Below are 19,941 nucleotides of genomic sequence, written 5' to 3' on the forward strand. Positions count from 1 at the left end.
GAACGGGTCGGGGAGAGACGCGCAGGAGGTAATATGACCGCATTTCACAGTGCCAACATGATGCTCGACTATCAGGATATCGGCTCAGGGCCGCTCACGCTGGTGCTGTTGCCCGGCTGGTGCGAACCGAAAACCGTGTTCGAGCCGTTCATTGTTTTGGCGGCCGAACGTTATCGGGTGATCAACATCGACTGGCGGGGCCATGGCCTGTCGTCGAAAGCCGCGGAGATGTCGCTGACGGCGGACGATTTGCTGGAGGATGTGCGCCAACTGCTGACGGCGCTGCGTTTGGATAACGTGGTCACCCTGTCGGTGGCGCACGCCAGCTGGCTGGCGGTAGCGTTGGCTGAAGCGTTGCCGCAGCGGGTGCAGGGCATGGTGTTTCTCGACTGGATCATGACGCAGCCGGAACCGGCGTTCTTTACGGCGGTGAGGCGCATGCAGGAGCCGCAGCAGTGGCTGGCGGCGCGCGACGCCTTGTTCGACTTCTGGCAGGGCGGCATCCGCCACGATCGGGTCAAACGCCATCTGGAGGTTGAGATGGCGCAGGAAGATTACCGGCTCTGGCGTGCCGCCGGCGTGGCCATCGAACAGGCCTATCGGCAATTCGGCTCACCGCTGCAACGCCTGGCGGGAATGAGCGCACCGCCGCCGTGCCGGCACATCTACTCGTTGGATCGCCGTGACGACTATCTGCGGCAACAGCAGGCCTTTGCCGCCGAGCAGCCGTTTTTCTCCGTGGTGCGTCTCGGGGAGGCCCGCACTCACCTCGGCATTCTGGAACGGCCTGACTCGGTGCTGTGGGCTGTGGAGGATTTTTTGGCGCCGTGAACGCCGTCTGAAGGGGGGCACCGCCGATAAAGTGGGTTTCAACACCTTAGAAAGCCTGTATAATACACGGTTCGATCCTGATAAACGTATTATGACCGTTGTGGCTGTTGGCCACGACGGTATCCCCCCGACGCCTGTGAAGGCGACATTAGAGGTTGCTCAATGAGCGAAAAGTTACAGAAAGTATTAGCGCGCGCCGGGCATGGCTCGCGTCGTGAAATCGAAACCATGATTGAAGCCGGGCGCGTCAGCGTCGACGGCAAGGTCGCCAAGCTGGGCGACCGCGTTGAAGTGACCCCGGCGATGAAAATTCGTCTGGATGGCCATGTCCTGTCGATCAAAGAATCCGAAGAGGTGGTTTGCCGGGTGCTGGCTTACTACAAACCGGAAGGCGAGCTGTGTACCCGCAGCGATCCTGAAGGCCGCCCGACGGTGTTCGATCGCTTGCCGAAGCTGCGCGGTTCACGCTGGGTGGCGGTAGGGCGACTGGACGTCAACACCTCCGGTCTGCTGCTGTTCACCACCGATGGCGAACTGGCCAACCGTCTGATGCATCCAAGCCGTGAAGTGGAACGTGAGTACGCGGTACGCGTGTTCGGCCAGGTTGACGATGCGAAAGTGAAGCAGCTGAGCAAGGGCGTGCAATTGGAAGACGGCCCGGCCGCGTTCCGCACCATCAGCTTCCAGGGCGGTGAAGGCCTCAACCAGTGGTACAACGTGACCCTGACCGAAGGCCGCAACCGTGAAGTGCGTCGCCTGTGGGAAGCCGTGGGCGTGCAGGTGAGCCGCCTGATCCGCGTGCGCTACGGCGACATCGATCTGCCGAAAGGCCTGCCGCGTGGCGGCTGGGCGGAACTGGATCTGCCGGCGATCAACTACCTGCGCGAGCTGGTTGAATTGAAACCGGAAACGGTCAGCAAAATGCCGGTGGAGCGTGAGCGCCGCCGCGTGAAGGCTAACCAGATCCGCCGTGCGGTCAAGCGCCACTCGCAGGTAGCCGGCAGCGGCCGCCGCAGCGCGCCTGGCAGCAAACCGGGTAAACCGGGCAAGCCAAGCAAACGCAGCTAATCCCTCATTCTGGCCCCGTTCGGGGCCAGAACTTTTTGTTACCAATCGATCCCTTGTTGCGCCTTCACGCCTGCGTCGAACGCGTGTTTCACCGGTCGCATCTCCGTGACCGTATCAGCCAGTTCCAATAGATCGCGATGGCAACCGCGCCCGGTCAGGATCACCGTTTGGTGCACAGGGCGCCGTAGGAGCGCTTCCTTCAACTCGTCCAGTTCCAGATAGCCGTAGGTCAGCATGTAGGTCACTTCGTCCAACAGCACCAGGTCCAGGCTGCTGTCGGCCAGCATGCGTTTACCGTGCTGCCACACCGCCTGGCAGGCGGCGGTGTCGCCGGCCTTGTTCTGCGTCTCCCAGGTGAAACCGGTGGCCATTACCTGAAATTCAACGCCGTGTTGCTGTAGCAGATTCTTTTCGCCATTGGGCCATTCGCCCTTGATGAACTGGATCACCCCGGCGCGCATGCCGTGGCCAACCGCCCGGGTGACGGTGCCGAAGGCGGCGGTGGTTTTACCCTTGCCGTTACCGGTAAACACCAGCAGCAGGCCGCGGGTATCCTGCGCCGCGGCGATGCGCGCATCGACCTGTTCTTTCAGGCGCTGCTGGCGCTGTTGATGACGATCTTCCGCCATGAAACGCTCCTTATTATTCGGCCGCGCCGGGTTTACGGTTCGGCTGCGCGTCGAAGCTCATGCCAGTTTTGCGGCGGCTGTCCTCGCCCATCAGATACAGGTACAACGGCATAATATCGGCGGGGGTCTTCAGTTTGTTCTTGTCTTCGTGTGGGAAGGCGGATGCGCGCATTTTGGTGCGGGTGCCACCCGGATTGATGCAGTTCACCCGCAAATTGCGAGTTTTGTACTCGTCGGCCAATACCTGCATCATGCCCTCGGTGGCGAACTTCGACACCGCATAGGCACCCCAGTTTGCGCGGCCGGTACGCCCGACGCTGGAGCTGGTGAACACCAGCGAACCGGCGTGGGATTTCAGCAGCAGTGGCAACAGTGCCTGGGTCAGCATAAAGGTGGCGTTGACGTTAACCTGCATCACTTCTTGCCACATGGTCATCGACAGCTCGGCCATCGGCGCGATGTCGCCGAGCAGGCCGGCGTTGTGCAGCACGCCGTCAAGGCGGGGGATCTGGCTAGCCAGATCGTCGGCTATCTGCCGGCATTGCTCCTGAGTGGCGTGCAGCAAGTCCAGCGTCACCACCCGGGCCGGGGCGCCGCCCTGGGCCGCGATCTCTTGTTGTACCGCCAGCAGTTTGCTCTCGGTGCGCCCCAGCAGCACCAGCTGAGCGCCGAAGCGCGCGTAGGTCAGCGCCGCTTCGCGGCCGATGCCGTCACCGGCGCCGGTGACCAAAATGATACGTTGTTCGAGCAGATCTTGTTTGGGTTGGTAATGCACGATAAATCCTCGCCTGGGTGGCTGTTCTCCCGCGAATATCGGGGAGCAAGGGTGAAACGCGCGGCCGGGGCGGGAGCAAAGGCTCGACCGTCTGCGGGCCGCGCAGCGAATTCGTCTCATCGTATTGATGAATAATGGGTGTTATATGCCTTAATCCGTGGGCATTTTCAATGCGTAGCAGGCTGAAATGGCATTCTTTTGTAACAAAAGCACGGCGGTGGCGCCTTGGTTCGGCCTTGAATCGTCCCCATAGTGATGATCCGTGTGCAATGAATTTTCATTTAGCCGCGACAGCAGCCGCTGCGGTTGGCTAAAATGGAAAGAAGCATACTAACAACCTGTAAATAAAGGCGGAATCTGTGGAGTTTATATCTGTTTATGGCCTGTTTCTGGCCAAGGTCGCCACGGTGGTGCTCGCCATCGCCGCGTTGGCCATCCTGGCGGTCAGTTTGGGGCAACGTAAGAACCGCCAGAAAGGGGAGCTGCAGCTGACCGATCTCGGTGAACAGTATCGCGAGATGCAGCGTGATATGCGCCTGGCGCGTATGGATACCGCCGAGCAGAAGGTCTGGCTGAAACAGTTCAAAAAGCAGACCAAGGCCGACGACAAGCTGAAGAAGCAGCGCGCCAAGTCCGGCGCGGTGGAAGTGACTAAGCCGTGCCTGTATGTGCTGGACTTCAAGGGCAGCATGGACGCGCACGAAGTCACCTCGCTGCGCGAAGAGATCTCGGCGGTGCTGGCGGTAGCGTCGGCGCAGGATGAAGTTCTGCTGCGCCTGGAAAGCCCTGGCGGGGTGGTGCACGGCTACGGCCTGGCGGCCTCGCAGCTGGAGCGCCTGCGCAAAGGCGGCATTCGCCTGACGGTAGCGGTGGATAAAGTGGCGGCCAGCGGCGGCTACATGATGGCCTGCGTCGCGGATCGCATCGTGGCGGCGCCGTTCGCCATCATCGGCTCCATCGGCGTGGTGGCGCAGATCCCGAACTTCCACCGCCTGCTGAAAAAGAACGACATCGATGTGGAGCTGCACACCGCCGGGCAGTTCAAACGGACGCTGACGCTGTTTGGCGAAAACACCGAGCAGGGGCGCGAGAAGTTCCGCGAAGATCTGAACGAAACCCACGAGCTGTTCAAACGCTTCGTGCATGAGCAGCGCCCGTCGCTGGACATCGACAGCGTCGCCACCGGTGAACACTGGTTCGGTTCTCAGGCCAAAGAAAAGGGGCTTATCGACGCCATCGGCACCAGCGACGATTTGCTGATCGCCGAGTTGGATAACCACGAAGTGATCGCCGTGCGCTACGCGCGCCGCAAACGCCTGATGGATCGCTTCACCGGCAGCGCGGCGGAAAGCGTCGATCGTTTGCTGTTGCGCTGGTGGCAGCGTGGGGAAAAGCCGTTGTTGTAACGGCGATGAGAGCAGGAATCAACGGGGGCCAGGTGCCCCCGTTTTCTTTACTCAATCGACCAGGTGGTATTTTTCCGAAAGCAGATGGGCCAAATGTTTAAACATATTAAATACCGCGGTGGTTTTGGCGGTGGGCAATCCGTCGGCATCCAAAAAGTATTCGCCGCGAAAAACTAAAACGCCGCTTTTTTGTTCAACGTCGGTGGCGATCATGCCGTGCAGATAATCTTCGTGTTGGCGGATGATGTTATTTGCTTCCGCCAGTAGGGCCTCGCGGCCGATAGGTGCAGTATTCTTGTGCATTTATTAGACTCCAAACAAAAAACGCTGCGCATATTCTAACGCCGGTTCGCTTTTATCCGCAAACCGACTAAGGTTTATTTGCCGTCTGGATGGCCATGGGCGGCCGCCGGTTGGCGAAATCTGCCTTTCCGTGCTAATTAGGTTGCGTGACGCTTTTTATCAGGTACAGTGTGGGATTTTGCGGCGTCGGGTGGAAGGTTTTGTTTACGCCATGAATAAAACTCACACAGCCATACTTCTGGGGCATGGGTGAATAGCAGGCAGGATCAACAACTTGCGTTCAGGTTGAGCAATTGGGCAACCAAAAGAAAAAAATCTGTTGATCTCTTGCCAGACTGCCGCAATATAAAAAAAGAGACACGAATTGCCGCGGCACGGCGAGATAAAAGACTTCTTTTTAGAAGAAATAAATTAGGTAAAGGTAAATATGGGTAAAGCTCTCGTAATAGTTGAGTCCCCGGCAAAAGCCAAAACTATTAATAAATATTTAGGAAGTGACTACGTGGTGAAGTCCAGCGTCGGTCATATCCGTGATTTGCCGACCAGTGGCTCAGCCAGCAAAAAGAGCGCTGACTCAACCGAAGACAAAGCCAAGAAAAAAGTTAAAAAAGATGAGAAGGCGGCGCTGGTAAATCGCATGGGCGTCGACCCTTACCACGGCTGGAAAGCGCATTATGAAATCCTGCCGGGTAAAGAAAAAGTGGTCGCCGAGTTAAAATCGTTGGCGGAAAACGCCGACCACATTTATCTCGCAACCGACCTTGACCGCGAAGGGGAAGCCATCGCCTGGCACCTGCGGGAAGTGATCGGTGGGGATGACAAACGCTTTAGCCGCGTGGTGTTTAACGAAATCACCAAAAACGCAATCCAACAGGCGTTCAAACAGCCGGGCGAGCTGAACATTGACCGCGTCAACGCGCAGCAGGCACGCCGGTTTATGGACCGCGTGGTGGGCTATATGGTCTCGCCGCTGCTGTGGAAGAAAATCGCCCGCGGCCTGTCCGCCGGCCGTGTGCAGTCGGTGGCGGTGCGTCTGGTGGTTGAGCGCGAACGAGACATCAAGGCGTTCGTGCCGGAAGAGTATTGGGAGCTGCATGCCGATCTGCTGGCGAAGGGTGAAACCGCGCTGCAGATGGAAGTGACCCATGCGCACGACAAACCGTTCAAGCCGGTCAACCGCGAGCAGACTCACGCCGCGGTCAAGCTGCTGGAAAAAGCCCGTTATACGGTGCTGGATCGCGAAGATAAACCGACCAGCAGCAAGCCGGGCGCGCCTTTCATTACCTCCACGCTGCAACAGGCCGCCAGCACTCGCCTGAGCTTCGGCGTGAAGAAAACCATGATGATGGCGCAACGGCTGTATGAAGCCGGCCACATCACCTATATGCGTACCGATTCCACCAACCTGAGCCAGGATGCGCTCAACATGGTGCGTGGCTACATCGGCGACAACTTCGGCGACAAATACCTGCCGAAGGCGCCGAATCAGTACAGCAGCAAAGAGAATTCGCAGGAAGCGCACGAAGCGATCCGTCCTTCGGACGTGAACGTGCTCGCCGAGCAGTTGAAAGACATGGAGGCGGACGCGCAGAAGCTGTATCAGCTGATCTGGCGCCAGTTCGTTGCCTGCCAGATGACACCGGCGCAATACGATTCCACCACGCTGACGGTGAAAGCCGGCGATTATCAACTGCGCGCCAAGGGCCGTACGCTGCGCTTTGACGGCTGGACCAAGGTGATGCCGGCGCTGCGCAAGGGCGATGAAGATCGCACTCTGCCATACGTCGAAATCGGCAGCGAACTTGATCTGCAGAAACTGATCCCAAGCCAGCACTTCACCAAGCCGCCGGCGCGCTACAGCGAAGCCTCACTGGTGAAAGAGCTGGAAAAACGCGGTATCGGCCGTCCGTCCACCTACGCCTCCATCATCTCGACCATTCAGGATCGCGGTTATGTGCGGGTGGAAAGCCGCCGCTTCTATGCCGAGAAAATGGGCGAGATCGTCACCGATCGCCTGGAAGAGAACTTCCGCGAGCTGATGAACTATGACTTCACCGCGCGTATGGAAGACGGCCTTGATGAGGTCGCCAACAACCAGGCCGAGTGGAAAGCGGTGTTGGACGAATTCTTCGTCGACTTCAGCGAGCAGCTGGAAACGGCGGAGAAGGATCCGGAAGAAGGCGGCATGCGGCCTAACCAGATGGTGATGACCAGTATTGACTGCCCGACCTGCGGCCGCAAGATGGGCATCCGTACCGCCAGCACCGGTGTGTTCCTCGGCTGTTCCGGCTACGCGCTGCCGCCGAAGGAGCGTTGCAAAACCACCATCAACCTGGTGCCTGAAGCGGAAGTGCTCAACATCCTCGAAGGCGACGACGCGGAAACCAACGCGCTGCGCGCACGCCGCCGCTGCCAGAAATGCGGTACGGCGATGGACAGCTATCTGATCGACAACCAGCGTAAGCTGCACGTCTGCGGTAACAACCCGGCGTGTGACGGTTATGAGATCGAAGAGGGCGAGTTCCGTCTGAAAGGCTATGACGGCCCGGTGGTGGAGTGCGACAAATGCGGCTCGGAAATGCACCTGAAAATGGGGCGCTTCGGCAAGTACATGGGCTGCACCAACGAGAACTGCAAAAACACCCGTAAGATCCTGCGTAACGGCGATGTCGCGCCGCCGAAGGAAGATCCGGTACCGTTGCCAGAGCTGCCGTGCGAGAAGTCCGACGCCTATTTCGTGCTGCGTGACGGCGCTGCCGGCGTGTTCCTGGCGGCCAATACCTTCCCTAAATCGCGCGAAACCCGTGCGCCGCTGGTGGAAGAGCTGGCTCGCTTCAAGGATCGTCTGCCGGAGAAACTGCGTTATCTGGCCGATGCGCCGGTCGCGGATGCCGAAGGCAATAAAACGCTGGTGCGTTTCAGCCGTAAAACCAAGCAGCAGTACGTCTCTTCTGAAAAAGACGGCAAGGCGACCGGTTGGTCTGCGTTCTACGTGGACGGCAAGTGGGTTGAAGGCAAGAAGTAAGGCTGATGTCCTGCCTGTAAGATGAAAAACCAGCCCTGGCGGCTGGTTTTTTATTGGTGAAAAGGGGCAAACGGATCTATCCTTTGCTGTTTTTATCCCTCCGTTACCGTCGTTTCACGTTGATACCAATGCAAAATAATCGTTATCATAGTGTGACGCGGATCTATACTTGAAGCTGCAACGTGGTATAGTGGTTATATAAAAAGTTTTTTTATTATTAAAGCTTATTAACAACGGCGCTTTCTTCACCATCAGGGTAGAACACGGTGTTTATGGCTTGTGAGTTTCAGCATACCGGGGCGACACCGATATACCTGGCTGCGGGTAAGCCGCAGTGTTTAACCTAGGATGGTATAAGATATGAAATTGCAGCAGCTTCGTTACATTGTGGAAGTGGTTAACCACAACCTGAATGTCTCCTCGACGGCAGAAGGGCTCTATACCTCGCAACCCGGCATCAGTAAACAGGTGCGCATGCTCGAAGATGAGCTGGGCATCCAGATTTTCGCCCGTAGCGGCAAGCACCTGACCCAGGTCACCCCCGCCGGCCAGGAAATCATTCGCATCGCGCGTGAAGTATTGTCCAAAGTGGACGCCATCAAAGCCGTTGCCGGTGAACACACCTACCCGGACAAAGGCTCGCTGTACGTCGCCACCACGCATACGCAGGCTCGCTACGCCTTGCCCAACGTGATTAAGGGCTTTATCGAGCGTTACCCGCGCGTCTCGCTGCACATGCACCAGGGGTCGCCGACGCAGATCGCCGAAGCGGTCTCCAAGGGCACCGCCGATTTCGCCATCGCCACCGAAGCGCTGCACCTGTACGACGATCTCATCATGCTGCCGTGCTACCACTGGAACCGTGCGGTGGTGGTGAAGCCCGATCATCCTTTGGCGGGCAAAAGCAGCATCAGCATTGAAGAACTGGCGGCTTACCCGATCGTCACTTACACCTTCGGCTTTACCGGCCGCTCGGAGCTGGACACCGCCTTCAACCGCGCCGGCCTGACGCCGCGCATCGTCTTTACCGCCACCGACGCCGACGTGATCAAAACCTATGTGCGTCTGGGACTGGGGGTGGGGGTGATCGCCAGCATGGCGGTGGATCCGGTGCAGGATCCGGATCTGGTGACGGTGGATGCGCGCGATATCTTCACCTACAGCACCACCAAGATCGGCTTCCGCCGCAGCACCTTCCTGCGCAGCTACATGTACGACTTTATTCAGCGCTTCGCGCCGCACCTGACGCGCGACGTGGTCGACAGCGCGGTGGCGTTGCGTTCCAACGAAGAGATTGAAGCGATGTTCAAGGACATCAAGCTGCCGATTAAATAGCCGCCAGCGTTGACGACATCAAACAACACCCGGACAGGCCTGCGCCTCTCCGGGTTTTTTATGCGTAAAACCCTGCGCCATAACACACCCCATTCGCAAGCTGCGCTAATCCAATCTTGGTTGGGGGAACGCGTTATGGCGCTTTAACGTCAGACCGACTCCCTCTGTCATTTCCACTAAGTTTCTGAATAATGCCCATTCTGGCTTAAGACAGCTTATGTCTTCCTTGTTAGGAATCATCTGAAAACAAAGTGTTTTTGTTCTGGCAAAGAGTTTTTTTTCTCTCGGAAGTTAAAGTAATGCTAACCAATTGCCAGCGGAGCCGCTTATCTCATGACCAGCCGTATCTCTGTTCAATTGCCCGTTGAGGGCCTGCTTTTTTGGAAGCTGGCGGGCCGTGAGGCCTTGTCCGAGCCGTTTGCGCTTACGCTGACCTTGCTGGGACGGGATGCCCGCATTAATCGCAGCGAGCTGTTGGGGCAACCGGTCACGGTGAATCTACCGACGGGACTGCTGTCAGCGGATCGCCATATCAATGGCAAAGTGACCCGCGTTGCCGTCAGTGCCGTCGAATTAAGTGGCACGCGTTATGCTGTGTATACGCTGACGGTGGAATCGGATCTATGGCCGATGAAGCGGGATCGCAATCTGCGCATCTTCCAGGGCCAGACGGTGCCGCAAACGGTGCATGCTTTGCTCAGCGAATATCAGGTTAACGTAGAGGATAAACTCACCGGTCGCTATCGGGTGTGGGATTACTGTGTTCAGTATCAGGAGAGCAGTCTCGATTTTATCAGCCGCCTCATGGAGCTGGAGGGTATTGTTTACCATTTTCGCCATGAGGCGGGCCGCCACACGCTGGTGCTGACGGATGCGGCAGGGCAGTATCAGCCGTTTAGCGGCTACGAGACGATTCCTTACCATCAGACTCCGTCTGGCGGCAGCACCCTCGAGCAGGGCATCGGCCAATGGGCACCGGAAGACAGCGTAACGCCGGGCATTTACGGTTTGGACGACTATGACTTTCGCAAACCGAACGCCTGGCTGTTCCAGGCTCGCCAAAACCCGGCCTCGCCGATGCCGGGCAGCATCGACGTCTACGATTGGCCGGGCCGCTATGTCGAGCACGCCGATGGAGAATTCTACGCACGCGTGCGCCAGGAACGCTGGCAGGTGGAACATCAGCAGGTACATGGCACAGCAACGGCGATCGGAATCGCGCCGGGCTATACCTTTACCCTGATCAACGCCCCGTTTTTCAGCGATAACGGCGAATACCTGACGACGGCCGCCGATTATACGCTCTCCGAGAACCGCTACGCCAGCGGCGAAGAAGGAGAGACGATTCATCGCATCGACTTTACGGTTATCCCGGCTGCTACCGTCTTTCGTCCGCTGACGGTGACGCCGTGGCCGCGCACCTATGGCCCGCAAACGGCCAAGGTGGTGGGGCCCGTCGGCGAGAATATCTGGACGGACAAATACGGCCGGATAAAAGTGAAGTTTCACTGGGATCGCCGCGCCAAAGGGGATGATACCAGTTCGTGCTGGGTGAGGGTCTCGAGTGCCTGGGCGGGGCAAGGGTTCGGTTCGGTACAGATACCGCGCGTCGGTGATGAAGTGGTGGTGGACTTTATCAATGGCGATCCGGATCGGCCGATTGTCACCGGGCGCGTCTACAATGAAGCGAGCATGCCACCGTGGGTGTTGCCGGCGGCGGCTACGCAAATGGGCTTTATGACTCGCAGTAAGGACGGAAGCCGGGACAATGCCAGCTATCTGTTTTTCGAAGATAAGGTGGGCAGCGAGGCCGTGGAACTGCACTCCGAAAAGGATATGAAGGTTTCGGTGGAAAATGACCAGCAGGTCAATATTGACGGTAACCGGTCGACAACTATCCTCAAGCAACAGCAAGACGAAGTGACGGGCAATGCCACCTTCCATTACAAGAGCCAGCGCACCACCACGGTGGATAGAAAAGAAACCGGCTATTTTAATGGCGGTGTCGCTACGGAGATCAAGGCAGGGCGGACGTTCGACATTAAGGACGGCGGTGACAAGGTAACGATCAAAGGCGACCGTACCAGCGATATCGACGGGAATGAAAGCCACCATGTCTCCGGCAAACTGACTGAGACCCTGGATAAAGGGCGGGACGTTACGATCGGCGCTGGCGGCCATAAAGAGAACATCACGGGGGGCGTTACCAGCGAGATCAAGGGCGGCGTCAACGAAACGATCAAAGACGGCGTTACCACCAATATCAATAGCGGCGACTGGACGCAAAACGTCAACGCGGGAACCATTACGATTTACAGCCCGCATCAGATCAAAATTGTCAGCGGCGAAAAGATCAGCCTCGAAGCGCCGGAGTCCGTGTTCAATCCCAAGCTGCACAGCCTGACCGTGACTGCCTTCAGTGAAAGCATTACCGGTAATAGCGTATCGGCATCGGCGATAGCCAGCAGCATCGTTGGCGTGTCCAACGGCCTGACGGGGCTATCCAATTCTTATAAGCTGAAAGAGTTTTCAAAGACGGCGTTCAAAACGGAAACGAACGGGGTGGTGGTGAATGTCGAGGTGACCAATATCAGCAACAGAACGCTGAATGTAACGAATAACTCGTTGTTTATAATTACATAAAATGGAGCAGCACGCTTATGTCTCTGGCTGATATGTCGAAGTACTTCCTGTATGCGGGGATCGCCACCCCTGTCGTGATGGGCATTTTCTTTTACTGTATTTTTAAAAACAACGGCGGTAACTCGACCGAGATGTCTGCAGTTAAAAACTATCTCAACAAGGACAGCTGGCAAGGTGAAATTATCGCCTCACACCTCGAATCCTGTCGGCAAACCAACACTCGATATGGCAATGACTTTTTCTTTGACGTTGATTTTTATCTCCCGGGCGACACCCGACTCCACACTGCCAAGGCCCTGGTTCAACCAGGCCAGATGCATCTACTGCGCAAAGGGATGGACATCAAGGTAAAGAAGGGGCGTAAGAATCAGCTGGCGGTTGTGGAGATGGATTTCCCCGCTGAGCTGTTGTAGCTAACCTTTCCCTGCCAAAGCGCCGCATCGTTGCGGCGTTTTTGTTGGCGTATTGCCTAACCCCTTGGCTGGGCTCGCACTTCCTTCCCGCTGATTGTTCCCGCCTATCGTTGTGATCAAATCGTGTTGTTATCAAAACGTTAACTTATCTTTGTGGTATCTTTAAACAAGACCTCACTGATTACCCTGTTTTAGTCACAATAAGAAATGGAGGAGCTATGTCGTCCGATCTTCGTGAAACAAGTCTGGATAAGCTGGTTGCGCTGAATAGCGAATATTACTACTACAGTCTGCCGCTGGCGGCGAAGCAGCTGGGTGATATCGATCGGTTGCCGAAATCAATGAAAGTGCTGTTGGAGAACCTGCTGCGCCATGTGGATGGCGATACCGTGCAGGTTGACGACCTCAAGGCCATCGTCGCCTGGCTGCAAACCGGCCATGCTGACCGTGAGATCGCCTATCGTCCGGCGCGCGTGCTGATGCAGGATTTTACCGGCGTTCCGGCGGTGGTGGATCTGGCCGCGATGCGCGAAGCGGTACGGCGACTGGGCGGCAACGTCGACCAGGTGAATCCGCTGTCGCCGGTGGATCTGGTGATTGACCACTCGGTTACCGTCGATGAATTTGGCGACGATAACGCCTTCGAAGACAACGTGCGTATCGAAATGCAGCGCAACCACGAGCGCTACACCTTCCTGCGCTGGGGGCAGAAAGCCTTCAACCGCTTCCGCGTGGTGCCGCCGGGCACCGGCATCTGTCACCAGGTCAACCTCGAATACCTCGGCCAAACGGTCTGGCACAGCGACGAAAGCGGCCGCCGCGTGGCTTATCCGGATACGCTGGTGGGCACCGATTCCCACACCACCATGATCAACGGCCTGGGCATTCTCGGCTGGGGCGTCGGCGGCATCGAAGCGGAAGCGGCGATGCTGGGCCAGCCGGTGTCGATGCTGATCCCGGACGTGGTCGGCTTCAAGCTGACCGGCAAGCTCCGCGAGGGCATTACCGCCACTGACCTGGTGCTGACGGTGACTCAAATGCTGCGTAAGCATGGCGTGGTCGGCAAGTTCGTCGAGTTTTACGGCGATGGGCTGGCCGATCTGCCGCTGGCGGACCGGGCAACCATCGCCAATATGTCGCCGGAGTTCGGCGCCACCTGCGGTTTCTTCCCGGTGGATGACGTTACGCTCGGCTATATGAAGCTCAGCGGCCGCAGCGCCGAACAAATCGCGCTGGTGGAAGCCTACGCCAAAGCGCAGGGCATGTGGCGCAACCCGGGTGATGAACCGGTCTTCACCAGCTCACTGGCGCTGGACATGTCAACCGTGGAAGCCAGCCTCGCCGGGCCAAAGCGCCCGCAGGACCGCGTCGCGCTGCCGAATGTGCCGCAGGCGTTCACGGCCGCGACCGAGCTGGATATCGGCGGCCACAAGGCCAAGACAGACAGCAAAACCTTTACGCTGGACGGGCAGCAGCACGAACTGCGCGACGGCGCGGTAGTGATTGCGGCGATCACCTCCTGCACCAACACCTCCAACCCGAGCGTCATGATGGCGGCCGGCCTGCTGGCGAAAAACGCCGTCAAGAAAGGGCTACGCAGCAAACCCTGGGTAAAAACCTCGCTGGCGCCGGGTTCCAAAGTGGTGACCGACTACTTTGACAGTGCCAAACTCACCGCCTATCTGGAAGAGCTGGGGTTCAACCTGGTGGGATATGGCTGTACCACCTGTATCGGCAACTCCGGGCCGCTGCCGGATCCCATCGAGCAGGCGATCAAAGAGGGCGATCTGACCGTGGGCGCGGTGCTGTCGGGCAACCGTAACTTCGAAGGGCGCATCCACCCGCTGGTGAAAACCAACTGGCTGGCCTCGCCGCCGCTGGTAGTGGCTTATGCGCTGGCGGGCAGCATGAAGATCGATCTGACCAAAGAGCCGCTGGGCGAGGGTAATGACGGTCAGCCGGTCTATTTAAAGGACATCTGGCCGAGCAGCCAGGACATCGCTCAGGCGGTGGAAGAAGTGCGCACCGAGATGTTCCACAAGGAATATGGTGAAGTGTTCGACGGCGACGCCAACTGGCAGGCGATCCAGGTGACCGGTTCGGCGACCTATCAATGGCAGGAGGATTCTACCTATATCCGCCATCCTCCGTTCTTCAGCACCATGAAGGTGAAGCCGGATCCGGTGCAGGACATCAAGGACGCGCGCATTCTGGCGATTCTGGCCGACTCGGTGACCACCGACCACATCTCGCCGGCGGGTAACATCAAGCGCGACAGCCCGGCGGGGCGTTATCTGAGCGAGCACGGCGTGGCGCCGCAGGATTTTAACTCCTACGGTTCACGCCGCGGCAACCACGAAGTGATGATGCGCGGCACCTTCGCCAACATCCGCATTCGCAACGAAATGGTGCCGGGCGTCGAAGGCGGCTATACCCGCCATATTCCGTCGCAACAGCAGCTGTCTATCTACGACGCCGCCATGCAGTACCAGCAGGAGAAAGTGCCGCTGGCGGTGATCGCCGGTAAAGAGTACGGTTCCGGCTCCAGCCGCGACTGGGCGGCGAAGGGGCCGCGTCTGCTGGGCGTGCGGGTGGTGATAGCCGAATCCTTCGAGCGCATTCACCGCTCCAACCTGATTGGCATGGGGATTTTACCGCTGGAGTTCCCGCAGGGGGTGACGCGCAAAACGCTGGGGCTGACCGGGGATGAGCAGATCAGCGTTGGCGGCCTGCAACAGCTGCAGCCGGGCCAGACGGTGCCGGTGCATATCACCTATGCCGACGGGCGCAAGGAAGTGGTCGACACCCGTTGCCGCATCGATACCGGCAATGAGCTGACCTACTACGAAAACGACGGTATCCTGCACTATGTGATCAGGAAAATGCTGTAATTAAGCAATAAAAAGGGCGCCGCGAGGCGCCCTGATTGTTTCCACCGCGGTAGCGATCACTTCTGGTCGAGCAAATGGCCCATTTTGGCGGCCTTGGTGGCCAGATAGCGTTCGTTCTTCGGATTGCGGCCGACGATCAGCGGCACGCGCTCGCTGATATTGATACCGGCTTCGGTCAGGATCTCGACCTTTTTCGGGTTGTTGGTCAGCAATCGCACCGCGTCGACGCCCAGCAGTTTGAACATATCGGCGCACAGGGTGAAGTCGCGCTCGTCGGCGGCGAAGCCGAGCTGATGGTTGGCTTCCACGGTGTCTGCGCCCTTATCCTGCAGGGCGTAGGCGCGGATCTTGTTCAACAGGCCGATATTGCGGCCCTCCTGGCGATGATAAAGCAGGATGCCGCGGCCTTCTTCGGCGATCTGTTCCAGTGCGGCTTCGAGTTGAAAACCACAGTCGCAGCGCAGGCTGAATAAGGCGTCACCGGTCAGACATTCGGAATGCACGCGTGCGAGTACCGGCACTTCGCCGGAAATATCACCGAATACCAGTGCCAGATGGTCATGCCCGGTCGCTAGTTCTTCGAATCCTACCATCAGGAAATCGCCCCAAGGTGTCGGCAGTTTAGCCTCTGCCACCCGTTTAAGCTGCATGTCATTCTCCACAAAAACCTACGATTCAATCATTGTCGCGCATCCTAAGTCCGGTTCAGTGAATTGACCAAGACTAAAACGTGCTACGCCGATCTCTATTTCGTTAATTATCGGCTATTTTGCCACAACTTCTTGCCGGGCGGTGCTCAGCAAACCAGCAGATGGCGTTTTCTGACCACCTATTATTGCGATAGGTTGCCTATCTGTTTAATTTTTCGCGTGTTATCAATATTGCACTCTTGTTACACTGCAGACTGATTCACGCAGAGGAAAACGGGAATGTATGAGATAGCGAAACGTACGGCGGGCGGCGCGCTGCTGCTGCTGTTGATGCCGCTGATAGTATGGGCATCCGGCTGGCACTGGCAGCCTGGCGGCAATGATCGGCTGCTCAAAGCGCTGTACTGGGTGACCGAAACCGTGACCTCGCCGTGGGGTATTCTGACCAGCGCTATCCTTTGCGGCTGGTTTTTGTGGTGCCTGCGCTTTCGGTTGAAGGCGGCCATCGGTCTGGCAATCCTGCTTTCCGCCGCGTTGGTGATTGGGCAGGGGGTCAAATCGTTGATCAAGGATCGGGTGCAAGAACCGCGACCGTTTGTGGTATGGCTCGAGCAAACCCACGGTGTGGACGGAAAATATTTCTATTCGCTGCACCGCAAAGAGCGCAGCGCGCTGGTGCGCGAGCAGTTGCAAGACCAGACGCTGGTGCCGAACTGGCTGCGCAAGCACTGGCAGTTTGAAACCGGCTTCGCTTTCCCGTCGGGGCATACGATGTTCGCCGCCACCTGGGCACTGTTGGGCGTAGGGCTGCTGTGGCCGCGCCGCCATTATAAAACTGTCGCGCTGCTGATGGTGTGGGCAACGGGTGTGATGGGCAGCCGTCTGCTGCTGGGCATGCACTGGCCGCGCGATCTGGCAATGGCCACGTTGATCAGTTGGTTGCTGGTGGTGATCACCTGCTGGCTGGCGCAGCGTTGGTTCGGTCCGCTGACGCCGCCGCCGCAAGAGCAGCAGGAAATCGCGGCGCGCAAGCCGGAATAATCACTTCTTTCACAGGCGCCGTTCAGGCGCCTGCCACCAAGACCTTAACGCCTACCTTTTCAAATGCCTGCAGTGCGGAATCGCCAATTCCGTTGTCGGTAATCAAATAGTCGATATGCTGCCAGTCACAAGGCAGCGCAAACATTGAAACCTTATCGATCTTGCTTGAGTCGGCCACCACATACACCGTGTTGGCTGCATTGATCATCGCCATTTTCAGTTTGATGTCGGTTTCGCTTGGGAAACTGAGCCCGTGGCGGGGCGAGATGCAGGCCGTCGCGAGGAACAGCTTTTGCGCCAGCACGTTTTCGAAGAAGCTGGCGGCTTTGTCCCCGGAGGTGGAGAGCGTGGGGAATTTGAATGAGCCCCCGGTCAGCAAAATATTCACACCCGGTTCGCCGCCCAGCTGCAGTGCAATATTGACGCCGGTGGTGATAACGGACAGTTTCTTTATGTGATTCAGGTGATTGGCGATAGCCGTGGTGGTGGTGCCTGAATCAAGAATGATGGTGTCGCCGGGCTCGATAAAACCGGCGGCGAGCTTGCCGATGCGATCTTTGGCGGTCAGGTTAACCTGGCGTTCCAGCAGCATGGCATGAGTATTTTGCTTGCCATCAACCAGAGTTGCACCACCGTGGAAGCGCTGCACATAGCCTTGCTGCTGCAGGACGCGCAGATCGGTACGAATGGTCGCCTCGGTCAGCTTGAAGGTATCGGTAAGCATTTTGACCGTCGCCGAGCCGTCTTCGCGGATCATGTCGAGGATCTTTTCGCGCCGTTGCTGCATTTCCGCCAGCTGTTCGCTTTTGCTTTTCAATCGAAAGACTCCTGCACCTATCAGTACCTGTCAGTTCCCGCCGCGCGGTTTGCTACGGCAACTCCTTATTGATGCGTTGAATTTTAGCTCGCGATTATTGATAAAGCCACGGATAAACCCGGCTAAGCAGTATTGATTTTTATTCGAAAATCATTGGCGTCCGATCAAATCAACGGTAAAAACTAAATCAAAGCAGCTGGGTGATTTTTATCATGTTGTTATTTATTGGTTTTTATCGGCATGGGTGTTGTCTGGTAAGCGCTTTTGCTTGAAATTTGATCTTGCCCACATTAATTATCGTTTTTGCTGCATATGATTTCCATTCGAAAATCAATAATGGGTTAACGGATCGCTTTTGATGCGATAACGATAATCAGGGCGCTTAAGTAGAGGTGACGATGGACTTTCAGGCGATTAAAAACACGGCACGCCAGGCGCGCCGATATGTGGTGACCATGAACCATAAGGCAGGCAAGGGTCATACCGGCGCCGATCTGTCGGAAATCGACATCATCTGCACTTTGTATATGGCAGTGATGGATCGCAGCAATGCCCGGCCCGATCAGGATCGGTTCATTTTGTCTAAAGGGCATGGCGCCGGCGGTTTCTATTGCAGTTGCGCGGCGATGGGCTTGCTGGATCCAGCGGTGCTCGATCAGTTCATGGGCGACGACACCTTGTTGGCCGGGCATCCGGTGCGGCAGAAGCTGCCGGAGCTGGTGGAGATCAACTCTGGCGGTTTGGGGCATGGGCTGCCGATCGCCGTGGGGCTGGCGCTGGGCAACAAGCTGGCGGGGCGTGCGCATCGCCGCGCTTTCGTACTGCTGGGCGACGGCGAACTGGCAGAGGGTTCCAATTGGGAGGCGGTGATGGCGGCCAGCAAATTTAAGCTGGATAACCTGATTGCCATCGTCGATCGCAACCGGCTGCAACTGGCGGGAAAGACAGAGGCCATCATGCCGCTGGAACCGTTGGCGGAAAAATGGCGCGCTTTCGGCTTTGAAACTCTGGAATGTGACGGCCACGATCCGGCGGCGCTGGTGGCGGCGATCCAACGCCCGAGCCAGGACAAGCCGCGAGTGATTTTGGCCAATACCGAAAAGGGGCACGGTGTGTCGTTTATGGCTAACGTTGCCGCCTGGCATCACGCGGTACCGGACGAACAACAGCTGGCGCAGGCGCTGGCGGAACTGGAGGGGTAAACATGCAGGATTTACGCGATGCCGTTGTGACGGTGTTGATCGAACAGCAACGGGCGGGTGCGGATCTGAGCGTGATGGTGGCGGATTCCACGTCCACGTCAAAAATCGCGCCCTTTGAGCAGGCTTATCCGGAGCGGGTAGTGAACGTCGGTATCGCCGAACAGAACATGGTTGGCATGGCTGCCGGCATGGCGCTCAGCGGCCGTACGGTCTTTACCGCCAACGCGGCACCTTTCCTGTTCGCTCGTTCAAACGAACAGATGAAAAACGATGTTTGCTACACGGAGACCAACGTGAAAATGCTTGGCCTGAATGCCGGATTTGGTTACGGGCCACTGGGCGCGACGCACCACTGCATGAACGATATCGCCATCGCCCGTACGTTGGGCAATCTCAGCGTCTATGCGCCGGCGGATGCAAGGCAAGCGGCAGAGATTGTCCGTCATGTCATCGCGCAACCCGGTCCGGCCTATATCCGTATGGACAGTGACAAGCTGCCGGTGTTGAACGCGGATTACCAATTCCGTCCGGGAGAGCCGGAGGTGTTGCACCAGGGGGAAGATAACCTGGTGTTCTGTTTGGGCACGGTGGCTCATGAGGCGATGAAGGTGCTGGCATTGGGCGATAACCCGACCATTGTCTCTCTCCCTTCGCTCTGGCCGCTCAATGAGGAGGCGGTGGTGGCGTTGATGCGCTCGCACCGCCAGGTGCTGACTATGGAGGAGCATGCGCTCAGCGGTGGTTTAGGCACCATCATCGGTGAATTGTTGCTGCGGCATCAACTGCCGCGGCCGTTTACCGCGCTGGGCGTGCCGGCTTACGAATTTACCCACAGCAGCAGCCGGGCGGCGCTGCGGCGGCAATACGCCATAGATACGGCAGGATTGCACGCACAGTTAACGCAATAGGGGG

Annotated in this window: 16 protein-coding genes; 11 read left to right on the forward strand and 5 right to left on the reverse strand. The window is 57.7% G+C overall.

The window, feature by feature from the left end:
• Positions 1–33 precede the first annotated feature (33 nt).
• Together BVU99_RS14660 and rluB are read left to right on the forward strand one after the other, a co-directional pair.
• Positions 34–831, forward strand: a complete 798-nt coding sequence (locus tag BVU99_RS14660; RefSeq protein ID WP_099817193.1) for an alpha/beta hydrolase — start codon at positions 34–36, stop codon at positions 829–831.
• Positions 832–993: 162 nt separating this feature from the next.
• Positions 994–1,899 (forward strand): 23S rRNA pseudouridine(2605) synthase RluB, encoded by a 906-nt coding sequence (rluB, locus tag BVU99_RS14665; protein ID WP_025303042.1) that lies wholly within the window; start codon positions 994–996, stop codon positions 1,897–1,899.
• A 38-nt stretch (positions 1,900–1,937) separates the two neighbouring features.
• Here rluB and cobO read toward each other — a convergent pair whose 3' ends face one another.
• Together cobO and BVU99_RS14675 are read right to left on the reverse strand one after the other, a co-directional pair.
• Positions 1,938–2,528: a cob(I)yrinic acid a,c-diamide adenosyltransferase gene (gene cobO, locus BVU99_RS14670; RefSeq protein ID WP_025303041.1), complete on the reverse strand. Its 591-nt coding sequence runs from the start codon at positions 2,526–2,528 to the stop codon at positions 1,938–1,940.
• Positions 2,529–2,541: 13 nt separating this feature from the next.
• Positions 2,542–3,303, reverse strand: a complete 762-nt coding sequence (locus BVU99_RS14675; protein WP_049205499.1) for a YciK family oxidoreductase — start codon at positions 3,301–3,303, stop codon at positions 2,542–2,544.
• A gap of 359 nt (positions 3,304–3,662) precedes the next feature.
• On the opposite strand from BVU99_RS14675, the gene sohB reads away from it, so the two are divergent.
• On the forward strand, positions 3,663–4,709 hold the full coding sequence (gene sohB, locus BVU99_RS14680) for a protease SohB (RefSeq protein ID WP_049205497.1): 1,047 nt from the start codon (positions 3,663–3,665) through the stop codon (positions 4,707–4,709).
• A gap of 51 nt (positions 4,710–4,760) precedes the next feature.
• Here sohB and BVU99_RS14685 read toward each other — a convergent pair whose 3' ends face one another.
• Positions 4,761–5,012 (reverse strand): YciN family protein, encoded by a 252-nt coding sequence (locus BVU99_RS14685; RefSeq protein ID WP_033650243.1) that lies wholly within the window; start codon positions 5,010–5,012, stop codon positions 4,761–4,763.
• A 427-nt stretch (positions 5,013–5,439) separates the two neighbouring features.
• Between BVU99_RS14685 and topA the strand changes: the two genes are divergently transcribed.
• From topA to acnA, 5 genes are all read left to right on the forward strand, one after another.
• Complete coding sequence (gene topA, locus BVU99_RS14690; protein ID WP_004930691.1) at positions 5,440–8,037, forward strand: type I DNA topoisomerase; 2,598 nt, start codon at positions 5,440–5,442, stop codon at positions 8,035–8,037.
• A gap of 360 nt (positions 8,038–8,397) precedes the next feature.
• Positions 8,398–9,372: an HTH-type transcriptional regulator CysB gene (cysB, locus tag BVU99_RS14695; RefSeq protein WP_004930690.1), complete on the forward strand. Its 975-nt coding sequence runs from the start codon at positions 8,398–8,400 to the stop codon at positions 9,370–9,372.
• A gap of 333 nt (positions 9,373–9,705) precedes the next feature.
• Positions 9,706–12,015, forward strand: a complete 2,310-nt coding sequence (gene tssI, locus BVU99_RS14700) for a type VI secretion system tip protein TssI/VgrG (RefSeq protein WP_099817194.1) — start codon at positions 9,706–9,708, stop codon at positions 12,013–12,015.
• A gap of 17 nt (positions 12,016–12,032) precedes the next feature.
• Positions 12,033–12,428 (forward strand): hypothetical protein, encoded by a 396-nt coding sequence (locus BVU99_RS14705; RefSeq protein ID WP_043142513.1) that lies wholly within the window; start codon positions 12,033–12,035, stop codon positions 12,426–12,428.
• A gap of 218 nt (positions 12,429–12,646) precedes the next feature.
• The gene (gene acnA / locus BVU99_RS14710) at positions 12,647–15,319 is read left to right on the forward strand and encodes an aconitate hydratase AcnA (protein ID WP_049207441.1); all 2,673 of its coding nucleotides are present in this window, start codon (positions 12,647–12,649) and stop codon (positions 15,317–15,319) included.
• Positions 15,320–15,375: 56 nt separating this feature from the next.
• Here acnA and ribA read toward each other — a convergent pair whose 3' ends face one another.
• Complete coding sequence (gene ribA, locus BVU99_RS14715; RefSeq protein ID WP_025303036.1) at positions 15,376–15,969, reverse strand: GTP cyclohydrolase II; 594 nt, start codon at positions 15,967–15,969, stop codon at positions 15,376–15,378.
• Between the two features lie 279 nt (positions 15,970–16,248).
• Between ribA and pgpB the strand changes: the two genes are divergently transcribed.
• Positions 16,249–17,010, forward strand: coding sequence for a phosphatidylglycerophosphatase B (gene pgpB / locus BVU99_RS14720; protein ID WP_049295738.1), 762 nt, complete (start codon positions 16,249–16,251; stop codon positions 17,008–17,010).
• 22 nt (positions 17,011–17,032) lie between these two features.
• Here pgpB and BVU99_RS14725 read toward each other — a convergent pair whose 3' ends face one another.
• Complete coding sequence (locus BVU99_RS14725) at positions 17,033–17,827, reverse strand: DeoR/GlpR family DNA-binding transcription regulator (RefSeq protein ID WP_025303034.1); 795 nt, start codon at positions 17,825–17,827, stop codon at positions 17,033–17,035.
• A 398-nt stretch (positions 17,828–18,225) separates the two neighbouring features.
• Here BVU99_RS14725 and BVU99_RS14730 point away from each other — a divergent pair, with 398 nt between their 5' ends.
• Together BVU99_RS14730 and BVU99_RS14735 are read left to right on the forward strand one after the other, a co-directional pair.
• A complete protein-coding gene (locus BVU99_RS14730; RefSeq protein ID WP_099817195.1) occupies positions 18,226–19,029 on the forward strand; it encodes a transketolase in 804 nt (267 codons plus the stop codon).
• 2 nt (positions 19,030–19,031) lie between these two features.
• Complete coding sequence (locus tag BVU99_RS14735; RefSeq protein ID WP_025303032.1) at positions 19,032–19,937, forward strand: transketolase C-terminal domain-containing protein; 906 nt, start codon at positions 19,032–19,034, stop codon at positions 19,935–19,937.
• Positions 19,938–19,941 lie beyond the last annotated feature (4 nt).

The sequence above is a fragment of the Serratia sp. OLAL2 genome, from assembly GCF_002752475.1.
GTDB lineage: Bacteria > Pseudomonadota > Gammaproteobacteria > Enterobacterales > Enterobacteriaceae > Serratia > Serratia bockelmannii.

Excerpts from the sequence above, each read along its gene's own strand:
- BVU99_RS14660 (WP_099817193.1), top strand. The coding sequence starts at position 34 with ATGACCGCATTTCACAGTGCCAACATGATGCTCGACTATCAGGATATC.
- rluB (WP_025303042.1), top strand. The coding sequence starts at position 994 with ATGAGCGAAAAGTTACAGAAAGTATTAGCGCGCGCCGGGCATGGCTCG.
- cobO (WP_025303041.1), bottom strand. The coding sequence starts at position 2,528 with ATGGCGGAAGATCGTCATCAACAGCGCCAGCAGCGCCTGAAAGAACAG.
- BVU99_RS14685 (WP_033650243.1), bottom strand. The coding sequence starts at position 5,012 with ATGCACAAGAATACTGCACCTATCGGCCGCGAGGCCCTACTGGCGGAA.
- topA (WP_004930691.1), top strand. The coding sequence starts at position 5,440 with ATGGGTAAAGCTCTCGTAATAGTTGAGTCCCCGGCAAAAGCCAAAACT.
- cysB (WP_004930690.1), top strand. The coding sequence starts at position 8,398 with ATGAAATTGCAGCAGCTTCGTTACATTGTGGAAGTGGTTAACCACAAC.
- tssI (WP_099817194.1), top strand. The coding sequence starts at position 9,706 with ATGACCAGCCGTATCTCTGTTCAATTGCCCGTTGAGGGCCTGCTTTTT.
- BVU99_RS14705 (WP_043142513.1), top strand. The coding sequence starts at position 12,033 with ATGTCTCTGGCTGATATGTCGAAGTACTTCCTGTATGCGGGGATCGCC.
- acnA (WP_049207441.1), top strand. The coding sequence starts at position 12,647 with ATGTCGTCCGATCTTCGTGAAACAAGTCTGGATAAGCTGGTTGCGCTG.
- ribA (WP_025303036.1), bottom strand. The coding sequence starts at position 15,969 with ATGCAGCTTAAACGGGTGGCAGAGGCTAAACTGCCGACACCTTGGGGC.
- pgpB (WP_049295738.1), top strand. The coding sequence starts at position 16,249 with ATGTATGAGATAGCGAAACGTACGGCGGGCGGCGCGCTGCTGCTGCTG.
- BVU99_RS14730 (WP_099817195.1), top strand. The coding sequence starts at position 18,226 with ATGGACTTTCAGGCGATTAAAAACACGGCACGCCAGGCGCGCCGATAT.
- BVU99_RS14735 (WP_025303032.1), top strand. The coding sequence starts at position 19,032 with ATGCAGGATTTACGCGATGCCGTTGTGACGGTGTTGATCGAACAGCAA.